Source organism: Brevundimonas albigilva, from assembly GCF_023573565.1.
GTDB lineage: Bacteria > Pseudomonadota > Alphaproteobacteria > Caulobacterales > Caulobacteraceae > Brevundimonas > Brevundimonas albigilva.
In genome coordinates this window covers 114,795-131,927 of record NZ_CP097649.1, presented here as the reverse complement: position 1 = coordinate 131,927, position 17,133 = coordinate 114,795, and the positions used below count along the sequence as shown (strand labels likewise).

The following is a 17,133-nucleotide window of genomic DNA, read 5'->3' as shown; positions in this document are numbered from 1 at the left end:
GCCTGCCGGGCTCAGCGCGCGGAGGCGATCAGGCGGCCGCAATCGGCGTCCTCCGCCAGGCCCGGATCCACGAAGGCGAACAGGGCCGTCACCGGAGCCACCACCGCGCCCAGCAGCCCCGCCAGGCCGCCCTGCCCGACCACCTCGCCCACGTCCACGCCGATACGCGGCGCCGTCAGGGGACCCCCGACGGTGATGGGCGCCCAGACCCGCAGCAGGCGCGGCTTCTTGCTCTCGCCGTCGATGCGCAGGTTCAAGGTCTCGGCGCCCAGGTCGATGGAGCCCTTGCCCTGGGCCAGGACCACGTCGGTGTCGACTACGAAGGTGCGCGCCGTCGCCGTGCCGCCCGAGACCGTGAAATCGGCCACGGCGCAGCGGATGTCGGCCTTGGACTGGTCGCCGCTGAGCAGCTTCAGAAGGCCCGCGCTGGCGTTGATGCCCAGCAGTTCGGCGAAGGCGGCGCGCATTTCGCCCTGCGGCACCACCACGCTGATCGACCCCTTGGAGCCCGCCGCGAAGTCGTGGATCGAGGCTCCGGGTCCTTCCAGCCTGGCCCGGCCCAGGGCCCGGCCGGTCAGGGGCGCCGGGCCGTCGCCGGCCGGGATCAGGGATTCCAGCGGATAGCCCGACAGGCGGAAGTCCACATTGCTGTAGGGCGTGTCGCGCGTCGCGTTGATCCGGGCCGTGCCGTTCAGTTCGCCGCGATTGAAGGCGAAGCTGACGGGGTTCAGGGCCAGCACGCCGTCCTTCAGATCGGCGCCCAGATTGACCGCGCGGACGTCGAAGTCGTTCGCCTTCACCGCGGCGGCGCGATATTTCAGCGTCCCGTCCATGGTCCGCAGTCGATCGACCTGCAGGGTGGCGTCGGGCAGCAGCCGGCCGGGCGCGGCGACGGTGGTCTCGGTGTCGGTCGCGGCCGCATTGGTCTGAGGCCGGCCGCCCAAGACGGCCAGCAGGTCGTCCAGGTCCAGCCGTCGCGAGGTCAGGTCGGCGTCGACCCGCAGCCGCTCGGCCGCATCCACGCGCACGTCGCCCGACAGGTCCGAGGCGCCGACCCGGCCGTCGAAGTCCTTGAAGGTCCATATCCGCTCGTCGCGGCTCAGCGCGCCGGCCAGCCTGTAGCGCGGGGTGTTGGGCAGAGTGACGCCGGTCAGCAGATACAGGTCGGCCAGGTTCTGGCCTTCCAGCGTCAGTGTGGCGTTGAACCGACCCAGGTCGAACGGCCGGGTGATCGCCCCGTCCGCCGTCAGCCGCGAACCGGCGCCGCTCAGCACCGCCTCGAAATTGTAGGGTCGATTGCGGCGGATGTTGATGAAGGGTCCGCCTTCGATCCGCAGCGTCAGGGGCGAGTCGTTCAACGCGCCCGTGCCGTCCAGCACGAAGCCGGCGTCGCCGTCGTTGGCGGTCTCGCGCGCGGTCACCGTGGCGTCCAGCGTCAGGCCGCGACGCTGCTCGTCGAAACGGATGCGGCCGTCCGTGATGATCAGCTGCTGGATCACGGGCAGCTTCATGCCCTCGCCGGTGTCGGGCTTGTCCGGCTCCAGCGCCCAGCTCTTGCGGCCGTCTTCGGCGGCGATCAGCACGACGTCCGGGCGGGTGACGCTGAGCAGCGGCATTTCGATCTGGCCCGCGAACAGCTTGCGCAGCCGCACGGAAGCCTCGATCCGCTGGACGTTGGCGGTGTCCGCCTCGCGCGCCCAGTCCGGCCCGCCGAACTTCAGATCGTTGACGACGACCGACGGCGTCCAGCTGAACAGTCTGACGTCCAGGTCGCCGCGCAGGGCGATCTCGCGGTCATACTTGGCCGAGGCCCATCGGCCGATCGGCCCGCGCAGCCAGTTCCAGTCGAACAGCATCAGGAAGACGACGACGGCGGCGATCAGCAGCAGAGTGACGGACGCCGCCCATTTCTCGGCCGCGCCGGGCCGGCGGGCCGCGGCGTAAACGGGATCGTTCTGCCGGATCCAGTCGCGCCAGTCGCGGGCGCGGGCGCCGGCCGGAACCAGCGCCTTGTCCCGCACGCCTGACCACATGTCGTTCCATTTCAGTGATCTGGCCACGCGTCCACCTCCTCAGGTCACAGACAACGCGCCAGCCGCCGATTGGCGCCGCCCCGCGCTTTGTCGTCGATTTGACGCGGGAATGTCGCAAATCCTTTACACAGCGAGAATTCGGCGCATAATTCGTCAGAGTCCTGATCGAAAATCAGGCCATGGAGGATGTTTGACATGACCCGTATCGCTGCTTCCGCCCTGACCCTCGCGGTCCTGGCCGCCAGCGCCGCCCCGGCGGCCGCCCAGAATTCGACCCAGAATCCGGTCCAGAGCCAGAAGATCGACCGATCGACGCCCATCGCCCGCCAGTCGGTGATGATGTGCGGCACCGACGTCGCCACGCGGCGCGCCTATCAGCGCGAACATGGCGTCCAGCCGGTGTTCGTCACCGCGCGCGAGGCCGTCGAGGCGCGCCGCAACGGCGAGGCCTGGTCGGCGCCGCGCTGCATGACCGAGCGCGAGTACGGCCGCCTGGTCGCCACGGCCAGCACCCGCGCCGGTCTCTGAACGATCCGGTGAACGACAAAGGGCGCGGCCGTCGACCGCGCCCTTCGGTTCTCTGATCGCGGCAGGCGCTACTCGGCCTGGCCGAGATGCTTGTTCAGCCAGCCGAACACCTCGTCGTGCCATTGCAGGCTGTTGGCCGGCTTCAGCACCCAGTGGTTCTCGTTGGGGAAGACGATCAGCCGGCTGTCGACGCCCCGCCGCTGAAGCGCCGTGAAGGTCGACAGGCCCTGGGCGGTCGGGATGCGGAAATCCAGGTCGCCCTGCACCACCAGCATCGGCGTCTTCCAGTTCTCGACGTGATTGGCCGGGTTGAACTTCTGATAGCCCTCGGGGTGATCCCACGGCGTGCCGCCGTATTCCCATTCGGTGAACCACAGTTCCTCGGTCGCGTAGCCCATGCCGAAGGTGTCGAAGACCCCGTCGTGGTTGACCAGGCACTTGAAGGCGTCGTTCCACTTCCCGGCGATCCAGTTGATCATGTAGCCGCCGTACGAGGCGCCCAGGGCGCAGGCGTTGTCGCCGTCCAGGAAGTCGTACTTCTGCTGCGCCGCCGCCCAGCCCTTCTGCAGGTCCTCCAGCGGGCGGTCGCCCCAGTGCTGGCTGATCGCGTCTGTGAAGGCCTGGCCGTAGCCGGTCGAGCCGTGGAAATCGATCATCACCACCGCATAGCCGGCGCCGGCGTAGGTCTCGGGGTTCCAGCGATAGGACCAGCTGTCGCCGAACGAGCCCTGCGGTCCGCCGTGGATCAGGAAGGCGACCGGATACTTGCGCCCTTCCTGATAGCCGACCGGCTTGATGACATAGCCGTGGACCGTCTCGTTGTTCCAGCCGGGGAAGCTGAACTGCTCGTAGTCGCCGAACGCCTTGGCGGCGAAGTCGGGATTGGCGGTGGTCAGGCGCCGGGGCGTCTCGCGGCCCAGATAGGTCTTGAAGTACAGGTCGCCCGGCTCGCGCAGGCTGTCCTGGGCGAAGACGAAGCCCGACGGCGTCTGCTGGAAGGCCGAGACATGACCGCTCCCCGTGATCGGCGTCACCACCCCGTTGCGGGTGTCCACCGCGAACAGCCGGGTCGAGCCGACGTCGCCGGCGGTGGTGTAGAGGGTCTGGCCGTCGCGCGACCATTGCAGGGTGTCGGCCGAACGGTCCCAGTTCGAGGCGATCTCGCGCGTCTGGCCGGTCTCGACGTCCTTCAGCACGATCTGGTAGCGGTCGGCCTCGAAACCCGGGCGGGCCATGGCGCGATAGGCCAGGGTGCGGCCGTCCGGCGAGAACACCGGCCCGGCGTCCCAGGCCGGATTGTCCGGGGTCAGGTTGGCGAAGGTCCCGTCGCCGGTCAGGCCATTGGTCTTCCACAGGTCGAAATTGGTGCTCCACGGCTCGGTCTGGCCGGCCAGACGGGCCGAGAAGACGATGGCGTCGCCCGCCGGGGTGAAGGTGAAGTCGCTCTCGTCGCCGAACGGCTTGGACGGCGTGTCGCCGTCGAAGCCCTTGGTCACCCACACCGGCTGCCCCGTCGCCTTGCCGTCGCGGCCGATCGACTGGACGAACAGGTGGTTCTGGGTGTGGTCGTTCCAGGTGTCCCAATGGCGCACGAACATGCGGTCATAGACCTGGCCGGTGGTCTTGCGCTCGGCCAGCGCCTTGCCCGTCTCGACCGAGGCGTTCAGGTCCGCCGCGTCGGGATAGACGGCCAGCGACACCGCCATCTTGTCCGCCGAAGGGCTCAGGCGATAGGCGTTCACGTCCAGCGGCAGGCTGGTGACCTGAATGGGCGCCGCCGTGGGCGAGGCGACGCGCCAGACCTGGCTGGTCCCCGACTTTCCGGACAGGAAGTACAGATTTCCGTCCCCGCCCCAGCGGGCGGTGTTGGCGCCCTGGTCCGAGATGGCCAGCCGGCGCGGCGCCTGATCCGGCGCGTTCAGATCCAGCATCCATAGGCTGCCCGCCCGCCGGTTCGCCGCCACGTCGGTGGTGGTGACGGAATAGACCACATAGCGGCCGTCCGGCGAGACCTGCGGATCGCCCAGACGGTTGGCCGAGATCATGTCGCGATAGGTGAAGGCGTCGGGCGTCGCGGGGGCGGCCGGAACCGGCGCGGGCGGCACCTGGGCCAGGGCCGGCGCGGCGGCCATCAGGGCGGCGGCCGCGCAGGCGGCGGACAACAGGAAACGGTGGCGCATGGGGCATTCCTCGCAAAGCGTGCTGCGCGAGGCGTAGCACCACCGTTCGCCGGGCGGAAGTTGCCGATGCGGCGGAGGGCCGCCCGCCCCGACAAGCGGCCGCCCCACGTCTTGGAAGCGGCGCGCATCTGACAGCTTGCCCGGCCGCGGCGAACCGGCGACAAGCGATGAGAATGGAAGCTGCTTCGCCGACAACGGCCCCGCCCGGGGCCCAGCCGCACATCGTCGACGTGCTGATCGCCGAGCGCGCGCCGCGCCTGACGGCCTCGCCCTTCTGGCCGGTCGTGCGACCAGTCCTCTACGGCGTTCTGGGCTATGGCGAGGCGGTGCGGATGGCCGACGCGATCCGGCCGCTGTCCGGTCATGACACCCTGGAGCACGTCTCCGACCTGTTGTCGCTGAAGGTGACGGCGAAGGACATGGACCGACTGCCCGCGGCCGGCCGCTGCGTGGTGGTGTGCAACCATCCGACCGGCATCGCCGACGGGGTGGCCGTCCATGACGCCGTCAGGACGCGGCGCCAGGATGCGATATTCTTCGCCAACGCCGACGCCCTGCGCGTCTCGCCGCGCCTGGGCGAGGCGATCATTCCCGTGGAATGGGTCAACGCCAAGCGCACGCGCGAAAAGACGCGCGCCACCCTGAACGCGGCCAGGGACGCCTTCGAGGCCGAGCGGTGCGTGGTCATGTTCCCGGCCGGGAGGCTGGCGCGGGTGGACAGGGCGGGCCGGCTGACCGACCCGGAGTGGGCCCCGACCGCCGCCTCCCTGGCGCGGAAATACGATGCGCCGGTCGTGCCCATGCATGTCGCCGGCCCCTACAGCCGCCTGTTCCACCTGTTCGACAAGGTCTCGCAGGAACTGCGCGACGTCACCCTGTTCCACGAACTGCTGAACAAGGCGGGCAAGTCCTTCACCGTCCAGGTCGGCCGCCCCATACCCGCCCAGCGGCTGGACATCGACGCGGCCCGGGCGACCGAGGCGCTGAAGCGGTTCACCGAGCGCACGCTGGCCGCCGACCCCGACGCGGTGTTCGCATGAGGATCGTGCTGCCCGACGCCGCGGCCACCACGCGCCTGGGCCAGGCCGTCGCGCCCCTGTTGCGGACGGGCGACAGCGTGCTGCTGTACGGGCCGCTGGGCATGGGCAAGTCCACCCTGGCGCGCGGCCTGATCCGCGCCCTGACCACGCCGGACGAAGACGTGCCGTCGCCCACTTTCACCCTGGTCCAGTTCTACGACAGCGAGCCGGCCGTGGCGCATTTCGACCTGTATCGCCTGACCCGGCCGGAAGAGGCGTTCGAGATCGGCCTGGACGAGGCGCTGGACGACGGCTGCGCCGTCATCGAATGGCCCGAACGGCTTGGCGAGGATCCCGGTCGTTTCCTGGGGCCGGATCGGCTGGTCATCGCCATCTCCGAACAGGGCGAAGGCCGCCTTGCGACCGTTTCCGGCGCAGGGCGCTGGGAAACGCGGGTGAAGGAACTGCATGTCTGACCGCGAAGCCCTCCGTCTCGATTTCCTGAAGGCCGCCGGCCTGGACGACGCCGTGCGCCTTGCCCTGCCCGGCGACGCCTCGACCCGGCGCTACGAACGGCTGACGCCCGCGACCGGCCCCACCCTGATGCTGATGGACCAGGCGCCGGCCGCCGAAAGCCCGCCGTGCGATCCGTCCTGGTCGCCGGACCAGCGCCGCGCCGCCGGCTGGAATGCGGTCGCCCGGCTGTCGGCCGGCCGGATCGAGGCCTTCGCCGCCGTCGCGGCCCACCTGAAGGCGCTGGGGCTGTCGGCGCCCGACCTGCCCGCCCTCGACGCCGCGAACGGCCTGGCGGTGCTGGAGGACTTCGGCGACGACCTGTTCGCCCGCGTGATCGCCGACGGCGCCGACGAGACGCCGCTTTACCTGGCCGCCATAGAGGCGCTGGCGACGCTGCATGACGCCGGTGATCCGCCCGCCGTCCTGAACGGCCCCGGCGGCGACTGGCCGATGCTGACCTATGACGAGACGGCGCTGCAGGGCGGCGCGGACCTGTTCGTCGACTGGCTGCCGAAGCTGGACGACCGGGTGAGCTTCGACGACGACGCTGTCGCCGACTGGCGCGAGGCCTGGGCGCCGATCGTCGCCTCGGGCGCGCGCGGGGCCTCGGTCATGGCGCACCGCGACTATCACGCCGAGAACCTGATCTGGCTGCCCGAGCGCCAGGGCGCCGCGCGGGTCGGGATGATCGACTTCCAAGACGCGGTGCGGGCCCATCCGTCCTGGGACCTGCACTCCCTGTTGCAGGACGCGCGCCGCGACGTGTCGCCCGCCCTGGAAGCCCAGGCGCTGGACCGCTATTTCGCCCTGCGTCCCGGCGTCGACCGGGCCGCCTTCATGGCCGACTACGCCGGTCTGGCGGCGCTGAACCAGGCGCGGATCATCGGGATCTTCGCCCGGCTGATCGCGCGGGACGGCAAGCCGCGCTACGCCCGCTTCCTGCCGCGCATGTGGCGACATCTGAACGCCAATCTGGAACAGCCGGCCCTGGCGCCCGTCGCGCGCTGGTTCGACCGGCACGTGCCGGCGGAGGTCCGGGCATGAGCCGCGCGCCCACGACCGCGATGGTGCTGGCCGCCGGCCTGGGCACCCGGATGCGCCCCCTGACCGACGACCGGCCCAAGGCCCTGGTCGAGGTGGGCGGCCGCGCCCTGATCGACCATGTGCTGGACCGGCTGGCCGACGCCGGGGTGGAAAAGGCCGTGGTCAACGTCCACTGGTTCGCCGACCGGCTGGAAGGCCATCTGAATTCGCGGGACCGCGGCCCCGAGGTCGTCATCTCCGACGAGCGCGCCGAACTGCTGGAGACCGGCGGCGGGCTGAAGAAGGCCCATGCCCTGCTGGGCGACGATCCGGTGTTCGTGGCCAATATCGACAGCATCTGGATCGACCGGGGGGACGCCCTGGCCGACCTGGTCCGCCTGTGGAACCCGGATACGATGGACGCCGCCCTGCTGCTGGCCCGCCGCGAGGGCTCGATCGGCTTCGAGGGCGACGGCGATTTCTTCCTGGCCGAAGACGGTCGCCTGACCTTTCGCGGCGACGCCCCGTCCGCCCCCTTCGCCTATATGGGCGTCCACATCACCCGGCCCGGATACGCCGACGACGGCCCGGACGGCCCCTTTTCGCTGAGCCCCCTGTGGCGCCGGTCGGCGGCCGAGGGACGCCTGTTCGGCTGCGTGCTTGACGGCGACTGGATGCACGTTGGCGACCCCGGCGCGCGGGACGAAGCCGAGGCCAGGCTGGGCGAGGCCGCGTGAGCGGATTCGACCCCTTCGTCGGGTCCGGCCCCCGCTGGTTCGCCGTGCCGGCGCACCGGCCGTTCCTGGAGGATCTGGCCGCCGGCGTGCTGGACTGGCTGGGCGAACAGGCGCCGGAAACCTTGTCGGACGCCCTCATCCTGCTGCCCAATCGTCGGGCGGCGCGGGCTTTCGCCGGCGCCCTGTCCAGACTGTCCCGGGATCGTCCGGTGCTGCTGCCCCAGGTGCGGCCGCTGGGCGATCTGGAGGAGGACGAGCCGCCCTTCACGCCCGGCGCCCTGGGCCTGGACCTGCCGCCCGCCATCGCCCCGCTGACGCGCCGGTTCGAAATGGCGCGCATGATCGTGGAGCGGTTCGATTCCGACCTGACGCCGATGCGGGCGCTGGACCTGGCAGACGCCCTGGGCGGCTTCCTGGACTCGTGCCAGCTGGAGGAGGTGGTCGAGCCGGAGCGCGTCGCGCGCCTGGTCGAGGGCGAGATGGCCGAACACTGGGAGCGGTCGGCCGAATTCCTGGGACTGGGGGTCAGGGCCTGGCCGGAGCGTCTGAAGGAACTGGGCCTGGTCGACCCGGCCTGGCGACGCGCGACCCTGCTGCGCCGTCTCGCCGAACTGTGGGACGCCCATCCGCCGGCCCAGCCGGTCATCGCCGCCGGTTCGACCGGCACCATGCCCGCCGCCGCCGACGTCCTGGGCGCGGTGGCGCGCGCGCCCCTGGGATGCGTGGTCCTGCCGGGCCTCGACCTTGATCTGGACGAGCAGGTCTGGCGCCAGATCGACGCCGACAACGAACAGCACCCCCAGCGCGCGCTGAAGCGTCTGCTGGAACGGCACGACGTTCCCCGCGCGGCGGTCCGCCCCTGGTTCCGCCCCGCCGTCTCGGCCTCGGTCGAACAGAAGGGCCTGGCCCGCCAGCGTCTGCTGAACGAGGCCCTGCGTCCCGCCGACGCCACCGGCGACTGGCGCGACGCCATCCGCGACATCCGCGTCCGCGCGGCCGAGGCCGGCCGGTCCAGCGATCCCATCGCCGACGGGCTGGACGGTCTGTCGGTCCTGACGATGCGTCACGACGAGGAGACCGCGGCCGCCATCGCCCTGATGATGCGCGAGGTGCTGGAAACGCCCGGAAAGACCTGCGCCCTGGTCACGCCGGATCAGGGGCTGGGCCGGCGCGTCGCCGCGCGGCTGGAACGGTGGGGCGTCGTCGCCGACGCCTCGGCGGGCCAGCCGCTGAACCGGATGCCGGCCGGCGTGCTGGTCGATCTCTGCGCGCGGTGGATGGCGACGCGCACCGATCCGCAGGTGCTGCTGGGCCTGCTGAAACACCCGCTGGTCAGCCTGGACCTGGGCGAGGTCGACCCGGCCCGCGCGACCGCCGCCCTGGAGGACATGGGCCTGCGCGGCCCGCGCCCGTCCAGTTTCGCGCGGCTGAACCTCAGGCTGGACAAGGCCTTGGGGCCGAACCGCGACGGCGCCCCGCCCTCCGAAGGGCGGGTCAGGCGCCACGCCGAGGCCCGCGCCCTGTCGGCCCGGCTGGAAAGCCTGGCGTCGGCCGCCCGCGCCGTCTTCGGGCCCGAGGCCCCGCTGGACGCCGCCGCGCGCGCCCTGACGGCCCTCGTCGAGGCGCTGGCGGGCCAGGACGCCTGGGCCGGGCTGGACGGGGAGGCCGCCGCCGCCCTGTTGTCGAATCTCATCACCGGCGGGGCTTCCCTGGGCGCGGTGCGGCCCCAGGACCTGGTCGACCTGGTCCAGGGGCTGCTGGCCGATTCCGTGGTCCGCACCGGCGGGGCGACCCATCCGTCGCTGCGGATCCTGGGCGCCATCGAGGCGCGGCTGGTGCGGGCCGACCGAATGATCCTGGCCGGTCTGGAAGAGGGCGTCTGGCCCCAGGGCGCGCCGGTCGATCCCTTCCTGTCGCGGCCGATGCGAAAGGCGCTGGGCCTGCCGCCGCCGGAACGCCGCATCGGCCAGAGCGCCCAGGACTTCGTCCAGGCCGCCTGCGCGGACGAAGCCGTCCTGATCCACACCGAGCGGCGCGGGGGCCAGCCGGCCGTGCGCTCGCGCTGGCTGTGGCGACTGGACATGCTGGCGCGCGGGGCCGACGCCGAGACAACGCCCGTGGTCGTCCCCGCCCCTGCTCACGTCGCCGAATGGACCCGCGCGCTGGACGCCCCGGCGCGGCCCGCGCCCGACTACGCCCGCCGTCCCGCGCCGACGCCGCCCGCGGACCGGCGGCCGCGCGAACTGCCCGTCACCGGCGTGGAGCGCTGGGTGCGCGACCCCTACGCCATATACGCCCAGCGCATCCTGGGGCTGAAGGTCCTGGACCGGCCCGGCGCTTCGGCCGAGGCGATGGCGCGCGGAAACGCCATCCACGCCGCCATCGAACGCATCGTCCACACCTGGCCCGAGGCCCTGCCGGACGACTGCGCCGACCAGATCGAGGGCTTCCTGCACGAAGCCCTGACCGACGCCGGGTTCGAGGACGCCGCCCTGGCCCGAGAGCGTCCCTTGGCCCGCAACTGCGCCCGTTGGCTGGAGCGGTTCGAGCGCGAGCGGCGCGAACGGGGCGCGACCCTGCTGATCGAACAGTCGGGCGCCCTGGCCTTCGATGCGCCGGGCGGCCCCTTCACCCTGACCGCGCGCGCCGACCGGATCGAGCTGGACGCGACCGGCGCGGCCGTGATCGACTTCAAGACCGGATCGACGCCCAGCCAGAAGCAGGTGGTGCAGGGTTTCGCCCCGCAGCTGACCCTGACCGCCGCCATCCTGGCCGAAGGCGGCTTTTCCGCCCCGCCGACCCAGGCCAGCGAACTGCTGTATGTGCGGGTCACCGGCCGTCGCGAGCCGGGCGTCGTCACCGACGTCTCCCGGCAGGGGCGCAGCAACGCCCTGTCGGCCGCCGACCTGGCGACGCGCGAGCTGGAACGGCTTAAGCAGGGCGTCGAGGCCTTCGACGACGAGGCCACGCCCTACGCCTCGTGGGTGGCGCCCCAGTTCATGGGCTCCTTCGGCGGCAACTACGACCACCTAGCGCGCGTGTGGGAATGGCACGTCGTGGGCGGAGAGGACGAGGCGACCGAATGACCGACCCGTCCCCGCTCGACCCGAACCCCGTGGACCTGGCCCGCGCCAATCAGGCGACCGCCGCCGATCCGGCCCTGTCGATCTTCGTCACCGCCAACGCCGGGTCGGGCAAGACCACCACCCTGGTCAGCCGGGTGGCGCGCCTGCTGCTGAAACGGGTGAAGCCGGGCGAGATCCTGTGCGTCACCTACACCAAGGCCGCCGCCGCCGAGATGCAGGCCCGGCTGTTCCAGCGGCTGGGCGAATGGGCCGTCGCCGACGACCGCGCATTGGCTGAGGACCTGGCCCGGCTGGACGGGCGCGACCCCGGCGATCTGGGCGACGCCGAACTGTCCGAGGCCCGCGTCCTGTTCGCCCGCGCGCTGGAGACGCCCGGCGGGCTGAAGATCCAGACCATCCACGCCTTCTGCGAAAAGCTGTTGCGCCGCTTTCCGCTGGAGGCCGGGGTCGCGCCGGGTTTCGAGGTGCTGGAGGACCAAGCGGCGCTGACCCTGTCCCACGCCGCGCGAGAGGATCTGGCCCGTTACGCGCTGAAGGACGGCGACGGCCCGGTCGGGGACGCCTACGCCCACTTCGCGGTGGAACTGGCGTGGGGCGACTTTCACGCCCTGCTCGACGCCATCGAAGCCCGGCGCGAGGCGCTGCTGGACTATCTGGCCCGCATCGAGGCCGGGACCGCGCCGGGGCCGCACGTCCTGTGCGGGGTCGCGCCCGACGAGACGCCCCAGGCCATCGAGGCCGACTTCATGGCCTGGCTGAATCCCGACGATTGGCGGGCCGCCGCCGACGGCTTCGCCGCGGGCGGCGCCAACGACCAGAAGCTGGCGGCCCAGATGCGCGCCGCCGTCCCGCCCGAGACGACGCTTCAGGCCATGACGTCGATCTTCATCGATTCCAAGGGCGTGGCGCGCGACAGGTTCGGCACGTCCAAGGCCCCGCCCGGCGCCTCGACCTATCTGGCCGACATCTCGCTGAAGTACCTGTCGACGCTGGACCGGGCCCGCGCGGCGCGTGTCGCCGACGAGACGCGCAAGGTCCTGACCCTGGCGGGCGTCCACGCCGCCCTCTATGAGGCGGCCAAGCGGGCCAGGGGGGCGCTGGACTTCACCGACCTGGTCGGCCGCACGGTCGAGCTGCTGACCCGGCGCGCCAGCGCCGCCTGGGTGCTCTACAAGCTGGACGGCGGAATCGAGCACGTGCTGATCGACGAGGCCCAGGACACGGCGCCGGATCAGTGGGCCATCGTGCGCGCCCTGACCGAGCCCTTCTTCGCCGGAGACGGCGCGGCTCGTCGCGACGCCGCCATCCCCCGCACCGTCTTCGGCGTCGGCGACGAGAAGCAGTCGATCTATTCCTTCCAGGGCGCCCGGCCGGAACGGCTGAGGCAGGAGGCGCGGGCCTATGACGCCCTGGCGCGCGCGGCGGGGGCCCAGTTCCGCGAGGTGCCGCTGGACACCTCGTTCCGCTCCACGCCCGAGATCCTGGCTTTCGTCGATGCGGCCTTCGACAACCCCGAACGGACCCGCGCCCTGGCGGGGGACGCCGGCGACATCGCCGTGCACCGGCCCGCCCGCGCCGGCCAGTCGGGCTCGGTGGACCTGTGGCCCCTGTTCGAGGATCCCGCCACGCCCGACCGCGAGGCCTGGAACGCCCCCGTCGACAAGGAGGACAGCCGCAGCGCGAGAAAACAGCTGGCCCAGGCCCTGGCGCGCGAGATCGGACGCCAGGTGCGGGAAGGCGCGGCCATCCACGACCCCGAACGCCGCGGAGCGATGCGCCCCGTCCGCTACGGCGATTTCCTGGTGCTGGTGCGCCGTCGCGACGCCACCTTCGAGGAGATCATCCGCGCACTGAAGATCGAGGGCGTCCCCGTCGCGGGGGCCGACCGGCTGAAGCTGTCCAGCCACATCGTCTTCGACGACCTGGTCTCCCTGGCGCGGTTCGCCCTCTATCCCGACGACGACCTGTCGCTGGCGGAAATCCTGCGCAGCCCGTTCTGCGACGTGCCCGATTTCGGGCCGGACCACGCCCTCTATCCGTTGGCGGACAAGGTGGCGCGCCAGGGTCGCGGCCTGTGGCGGACCCTGAGGGACCGCGCGCACGAACAGCCGGCCTGGGCCGAGGCGCGCGCCCTGCTGGAGGCGCTGATCGCCGCGCGCGACCGCGCCCCGTTCGCCTTCTTCTCCCTGGCGCTGAACCGGATCGGCGCCGACGGCCGCTCGGGCCGCGCGCGCATCCTGGACCGGCTGGGACGAGAGGCCGAGGAGGCGATCGACGAGACCCTGGCCCAGGTCCTGGCGGCCGAGGAGCGGGGCGGCCGCGACCTGGAGACCTGCCTGAGCCTGCTGGAACAGGCCGATGTCGAGGTGAAGCGCGAGATGGAGGGCGCGCGCGACGAGGTGCGCGTGATGACCGTCCACGGCTCCAAGGGGCTGGAGGCGCCGATCGTGATCCTGCCCGACACGACGGCGAAGGCGAAACCGCAGGGGCCCACCCTGATGCCCGCCGCCCTGCCCGACGGGACGGAAGCCTGGCTGATGTGCCCCTCCAGCGCCAAGGCCGACTGCGCCCTTTCGGCCCAGGTGCGCCAGGCCCGCGTGGACCGCGCCGACGCGGAATCCCTGCGCCTGCTCTATGTCGCCCTGACCCGCGCGCGCGACCGGCTGATCGTCATGGGCCGCAAGACCCGTTCGCCCAAGGAGGGGTTCGAGGCCGGCAGCTGGTGGGACGTGATCGCCGGAACCTTCGAGCGGCTGAAGGCCGAAGGAAAGGTGCGCGATCTTCCCGAAGGCCGCCTGCGGTTCGGGCCCGATCCCGCCTCCGGGGCGCCGACGCCCTCGGCCGCCGCCGCGCGCGCGGTCGTCCCCGACTGGGCGATGCGGCCGCCGCCCGCCGACGCCGCGGCCCGTTTCGCCTCGCCGTCGCGGATGGAAGGGTCGATTCGCATCCCGGCGCCCTCCCCCCTGGCCCAGGCGGGCGGCGGAGCGGGGCTCGGCTCGGCCCTGGGTCGGTTCCGTCGCGGCGACCTGATCCACCGCCTGCTGGAACGCCTGCCCGACATCCCCCCGGCCGATCGCCCCGACGCGGCGCGTCGCCTGTTGGCGCGCGAGGTCGACCTGAACGAGGCCCAGCGCGCCGAGATGATCGCCGCCGCCTTCTCGGTGCTGGACGACGACCGCTTCGCCCCCGTCTTCGGCCCCGGCTCGCGCGCCGAGGTCGCCCTGACCGGATCGGCGCCCGAACTGCCCGCCGGCGTCGCGATCAACGGCCGCATCGACCGGCTGGTGGTCACGCCCGAGCGCGTTCTGGTCGTCGACTACAAGACCAACCGCCCCGCCCCCGACGTGATCGAGGCGGTCGATCCGGCCTATGTGCTCCAGGCGGCGGTCTATGCCGCGGTGCTCAGGCGGCTCTACCCGGACCGCCCGGTCGAGGCGGCCCTGGTCTGGACCGACGGGCCAAGGCTGATGCCGATCCCCGAGCCGATGCTGAAGGCGGCGCTGGCGAGCGGTTGATTTGCCCGCGATTCGCTCCCACATCTGCCATCGAACCCGGACGAATCCGGCCACTCTCATTCGCGCTCACGCCGCGAGCCCCCGCGGGCCGCAGCGCCAGCGCCCCAAGGAGCCCCCCTATGGCGACGGTAAAAGTCACCGACGAAAGCTTCGACGCCGACGTCCTCAAGGCGTCCACGCCGGTCCTGGTGGATTTTTGGGCCGAGTGGTGCGGCCCCTGCAAGCAGATCGGCCCGGCGCTGGAGCAGATCGCCGACGAACTGGGCGGCCAGGTCACGGTGGCCAAGGTCAATATCGACGACAGCCCCATGACCCCCTCCAAGCTGGGCGTGAAGGGCATTCCGACCCTGATGCTGTTCAAGGACGGCCAGATGACCTCGATGAAGGTCGGCGCCATGCCCAAGGGCAAGATCGTCGAATGGCTGGCCGAGGCGGGCGTCAAGGCCGTCGCCTGATCCTTCGCTTCCGCCGAAGATCGAACGCCCGCCGGTGTCTCGACCGGCGGGCGTTTTTGTCCGTCACCTGAACCAGAACGTGGACGCGTTCGCGGGCTGCATGCCTGAATAGGACGTCAGCGCCTTTCCTTGGATCGTCGCCGACGCGACCTCATATCGAACAGCGTCGGCCATGCCCGCCTCGCCCCGATTTATGCGGACCATGAAGGCGTCGTCGCGCCCGCAGGTGATCTCAAGGCGATAGGCGGCTGAAACGTGCCCCAGATCGGCCGCCATGTCGGCGACGTGGACGCCTTCCACATCCGCGCCGTCGGTCGAGAGGCTGACGCCCCTGTCCAAGGGACGGCCTGCGCCATAGCCCTCGATGCGCAGGGTTTCACTCCCGCAGCGTGCGCTTACGGACTGGATCCAGGGATCGGCCGCGCGCGGCTCTACGGCCGATACGACGATCTCCTGGCCTGCGAACAGAAGGGCGAACAGCGCGATGGATGACATGAGGCCATCCCACCACGCGGGACCTCGGTTGGATACAGTCTAACTGGAACGTGATAGACACGAAGCCATGACCGACGACGCCCCCACGCCCCCCGCCGACGACGTGCCGGGCGAAACCCCGGCGCAAAAGGCGCTGCGGCTGAAGACCGCCAAGATCGACGCCCGGCCCAAGCCGCCGCGCGGCGGCCGGTTCCAGCGCGAGCAGAACGCCAAGATCGATGCGGGCAAGTCGCGCCCGTGGATGAGCAAATAGGGACGGCGGACCGTCAATCCGGCCAGGTCTCGCGACTGGAGCCCAGCACCTCGCCGGCCAGATACAGCGAGCCGCAGATGGCCACGCGACCTGCCCCCAGACGCAGCGCCAGCTTCAGCGCCTCATCGACCGAACCGGCCGCCGTCGCGCCCAGGCCGTGGCCGCGCGCCACCGCCGCCAGGGCGCTCGGTTCGGCCGCGGCGCCTTCGAATCCGACCGTGAAGACGGTCGCGCCCGTCTCCTTCAGCGCCTCGAAGAAGCCGCCCTGGTCCTTGTTCGCCAGCATGCCGCAGATCAGGGCCAGCGGGCGCGGCGCACGCGCCTGCCGCGCGGTCAGGAAGGCGGCCAACGCCCGCCCGGCGTGGGGATTGTGCCCGCCGTCCAGCCACAGCTCGGCGTCCGCCGCCCGCGCCGCCTCGCCATAGGGCCCCGCCGTGATCCGCTGCAGCCGCGCCGGCCAGCGCGCCGTGCGCAGGCCCTCCGCGATGGCGGCCTCGGGCAGGTCCAGTTCCAGCGCCGCCGCGATCGCCAGGGCGGCGTTGTCGATCTGGTGCGTTCCCGCCAGGGCCGGCGCCGGCAGGTCCATGAACAGGTCCGCCGTCTGGAAGGCCAGGCCGCCGCGCTCGGCCCAGGCGTCGAAGTCGACGCCCAGCACCGTCAGCCGCGCCCGAACGTCGGTCGCGCGCCGTTCGATGGCGGCCATGGCCTCCTCGCGCTGGCGGCCTATAACCGCCGGCGCCCCGGCCTTCAGCACCCCCGCCTTTTCCGAGGCGATGACCGCCAGGTCCGTGCCAAGGAATTCGGCATGGTCGTAGTCGACCGGCGCGATCACGCTCAGCAGCGGGCGTTCGATGACGTTGGTGGCGTCCAGCACCCCGCCCAGGCCCACCTCGACGATGGCCAGGTCGGCGGGGGTCTCGCTCATGGCGACGAAGGCGGCGGCGGTGGTGCTCTCGAACACGGTCGCCTGGCCGGAAACCGCCTCGATCCGATCCAGCACGGCGTTCAGCGCCTCGTCCTCGATCAGCCTTCCGGCCAGGCGAATCCGTTCGTTGAAGCGCACGAGGTGCGGCGAGGTGTAGGCGTGAACGCGCAGGCCCGCCGCCTCGGCGATCGCGCGCAGGAAGGCGACGGTCGATCCCTTGCCGTTGGTGCCCGCGACATGGACCACCGGCGGCAACCGATGCTGCGGATCGCCCAGCGCCGCGCACAGCGCCCGCATCCGGTCCAGCGACAGGTCGATCCGTTGCGGGTGGCGGGCGCGCAGCCGTTCCGAAATCGGGTCCACGGCCG

The 17,133-nt window shown here is 71.7% G+C and carries 14 protein-coding genes; 9 read left to right on the top strand and 5 right to left on the bottom strand.

Annotated elements, in window-relative coordinates; all coding sequences use genetic code 11:
* Window positions 1-11: 11 nt before the first annotated feature.
* Together M8231_RS00700 and M8231_RS00695 are read right to left on the bottom strand one after the other, a co-directional pair.
* Entirely contained in the window at window positions 12-2,060 is a 2,049-nt protein-coding gene (locus tag M8231_RS00700; protein ID WP_250202031.1) for an AsmA family protein, read from the bottom strand.
* 17 nt (window positions 2,061-2,077) lie between these two features.
* Window positions 2,078-2,230 carry a hypothetical protein gene (locus M8231_RS00695; protein ID WP_249751625.1) on the bottom strand — a complete coding sequence of 51 codons (153 nt, stop codon included), beginning with the start codon at window positions 2,228-2,230 and terminating at the stop codon, window positions 2,078-2,080.
* On the opposite strand from M8231_RS00695, the gene M8231_RS00690 reads away from it, so the two are divergent.
* The gene (locus M8231_RS00690; protein WP_250202030.1) at window positions 2,229-2,561 is read left to right on the top strand and encodes a hypothetical protein; all 333 of its coding nucleotides are present in this window, start codon (window positions 2,229-2,231) and stop codon (window positions 2,559-2,561) included. The genes M8231_RS00695 and M8231_RS00690 overlap by 2 nt on opposite strands.
* A gap of 68 nt (window positions 2,562-2,629) precedes the next feature.
* Here the strand turns inward: M8231_RS00690 and M8231_RS00685 are convergent, their stop codons facing one another.
* Window positions 2,630-4,741 (bottom strand): S9 family peptidase, encoded by a 2,112-nt coding sequence (locus M8231_RS00685; RefSeq protein WP_249751627.1) that lies wholly within the window; start codon window positions 4,739-4,741, stop codon window positions 2,630-2,632.
* A 173-nt stretch (window positions 4,742-4,914) separates the two neighbouring features.
* Between M8231_RS00685 and M8231_RS00680 the strand changes: the two genes are divergently transcribed.
* From M8231_RS00680 to trxA, 7 genes are all read left to right on the top strand, one after another.
* Complete coding sequence (locus tag M8231_RS00680; protein ID WP_250202029.1) at window positions 4,915-5,781, top strand: GNAT family N-acetyltransferase; 867 nt, start codon at window positions 4,915-4,917, stop codon at window positions 5,779-5,781.
* On the top strand, window positions 5,778-6,236 hold the full coding sequence (gene tsaE, locus M8231_RS00675) for a tRNA (adenosine(37)-N6)-threonylcarbamoyltransferase complex ATPase subunit type 1 TsaE (protein ID WP_250202028.1): 459 nt from the start codon (window positions 5,778-5,780) through the stop codon (window positions 6,234-6,236). The genes M8231_RS00680 and tsaE overlap by 4 nt, the downstream gene beginning before the upstream one ends.
* The gene (gene amgK, locus M8231_RS00670; protein ID WP_250202027.1) at window positions 6,229-7,320 is read left to right on the top strand and encodes an N-acetylmuramate/N-acetylglucosamine kinase AmgK; all 1,092 of its coding nucleotides are present in this window, start codon (window positions 6,229-6,231) and stop codon (window positions 7,318-7,320) included. Before tsaE ends, amgK begins: the two co-directional genes overlap by 8 nt.
* On the top strand, window positions 7,317-8,036 hold the full coding sequence (gene murU, locus M8231_RS00665; RefSeq protein WP_249751629.1) for an N-acetylmuramate alpha-1-phosphate uridylyltransferase MurU: 720 nt from the start codon (window positions 7,317-7,319) through the stop codon (window positions 8,034-8,036). The genes amgK and murU overlap by 4 nt, the downstream gene beginning before the upstream one ends.
* On the top strand, window positions 8,033-11,122 hold the full coding sequence (gene addB / locus M8231_RS00660; RefSeq protein ID WP_250202026.1) for a double-strand break repair protein AddB: 3,090 nt from the start codon (window positions 8,033-8,035) through the stop codon (window positions 11,120-11,122). Before murU ends, addB begins: the two co-directional genes overlap by 4 nt.
* Window positions 11,119-14,637, top strand: a complete 3,519-nt coding sequence (addA, locus tag M8231_RS00655; RefSeq protein WP_250202025.1) for a double-strand break repair helicase AddA — start codon at window positions 11,119-11,121, stop codon at window positions 14,635-14,637. Before addB ends, addA begins: the two co-directional genes overlap by 4 nt.
* 119 nt (window positions 14,638-14,756) lie before the next feature.
* Window positions 14,757-15,092 (top strand): thioredoxin, encoded by a 336-nt coding sequence (trxA, locus tag M8231_RS00650; RefSeq protein ID WP_249751633.1) that lies wholly within the window; start codon window positions 14,757-14,759, stop codon window positions 15,090-15,092.
* Between the two features lie 63 nt (window positions 15,093-15,155).
* Here the strand turns inward: trxA and M8231_RS00645 are convergent, their stop codons facing one another.
* A complete protein-coding gene (locus tag M8231_RS00645) occupies window positions 15,156-15,587 on the bottom strand; it encodes a hypothetical protein (RefSeq protein ID WP_249751634.1) in 432 nt (143 codons plus the stop codon).
* A 67-nt stretch (window positions 15,588-15,654) separates the two neighbouring features.
* Between M8231_RS00645 and M8231_RS00640 the strand changes: the two genes are divergently transcribed.
* Complete coding sequence (locus M8231_RS00640) at window positions 15,655-15,840, top strand: hypothetical protein (RefSeq protein WP_249751635.1); 186 nt, start codon at window positions 15,655-15,657, stop codon at window positions 15,838-15,840.
* Window positions 15,841-15,853: 13 nt separating this feature from the next.
* Here the strand turns inward: M8231_RS00640 and M8231_RS00635 are convergent, their stop codons facing one another.
* Window positions 15,854-17,128, bottom strand: coding sequence for a bifunctional folylpolyglutamate synthase/dihydrofolate synthase (locus M8231_RS00635; RefSeq protein ID WP_249751636.1), 1,275 nt, complete (start codon window positions 17,126-17,128; stop codon window positions 15,854-15,856).
* Window positions 17,129-17,133 lie beyond the last annotated feature (5 nt).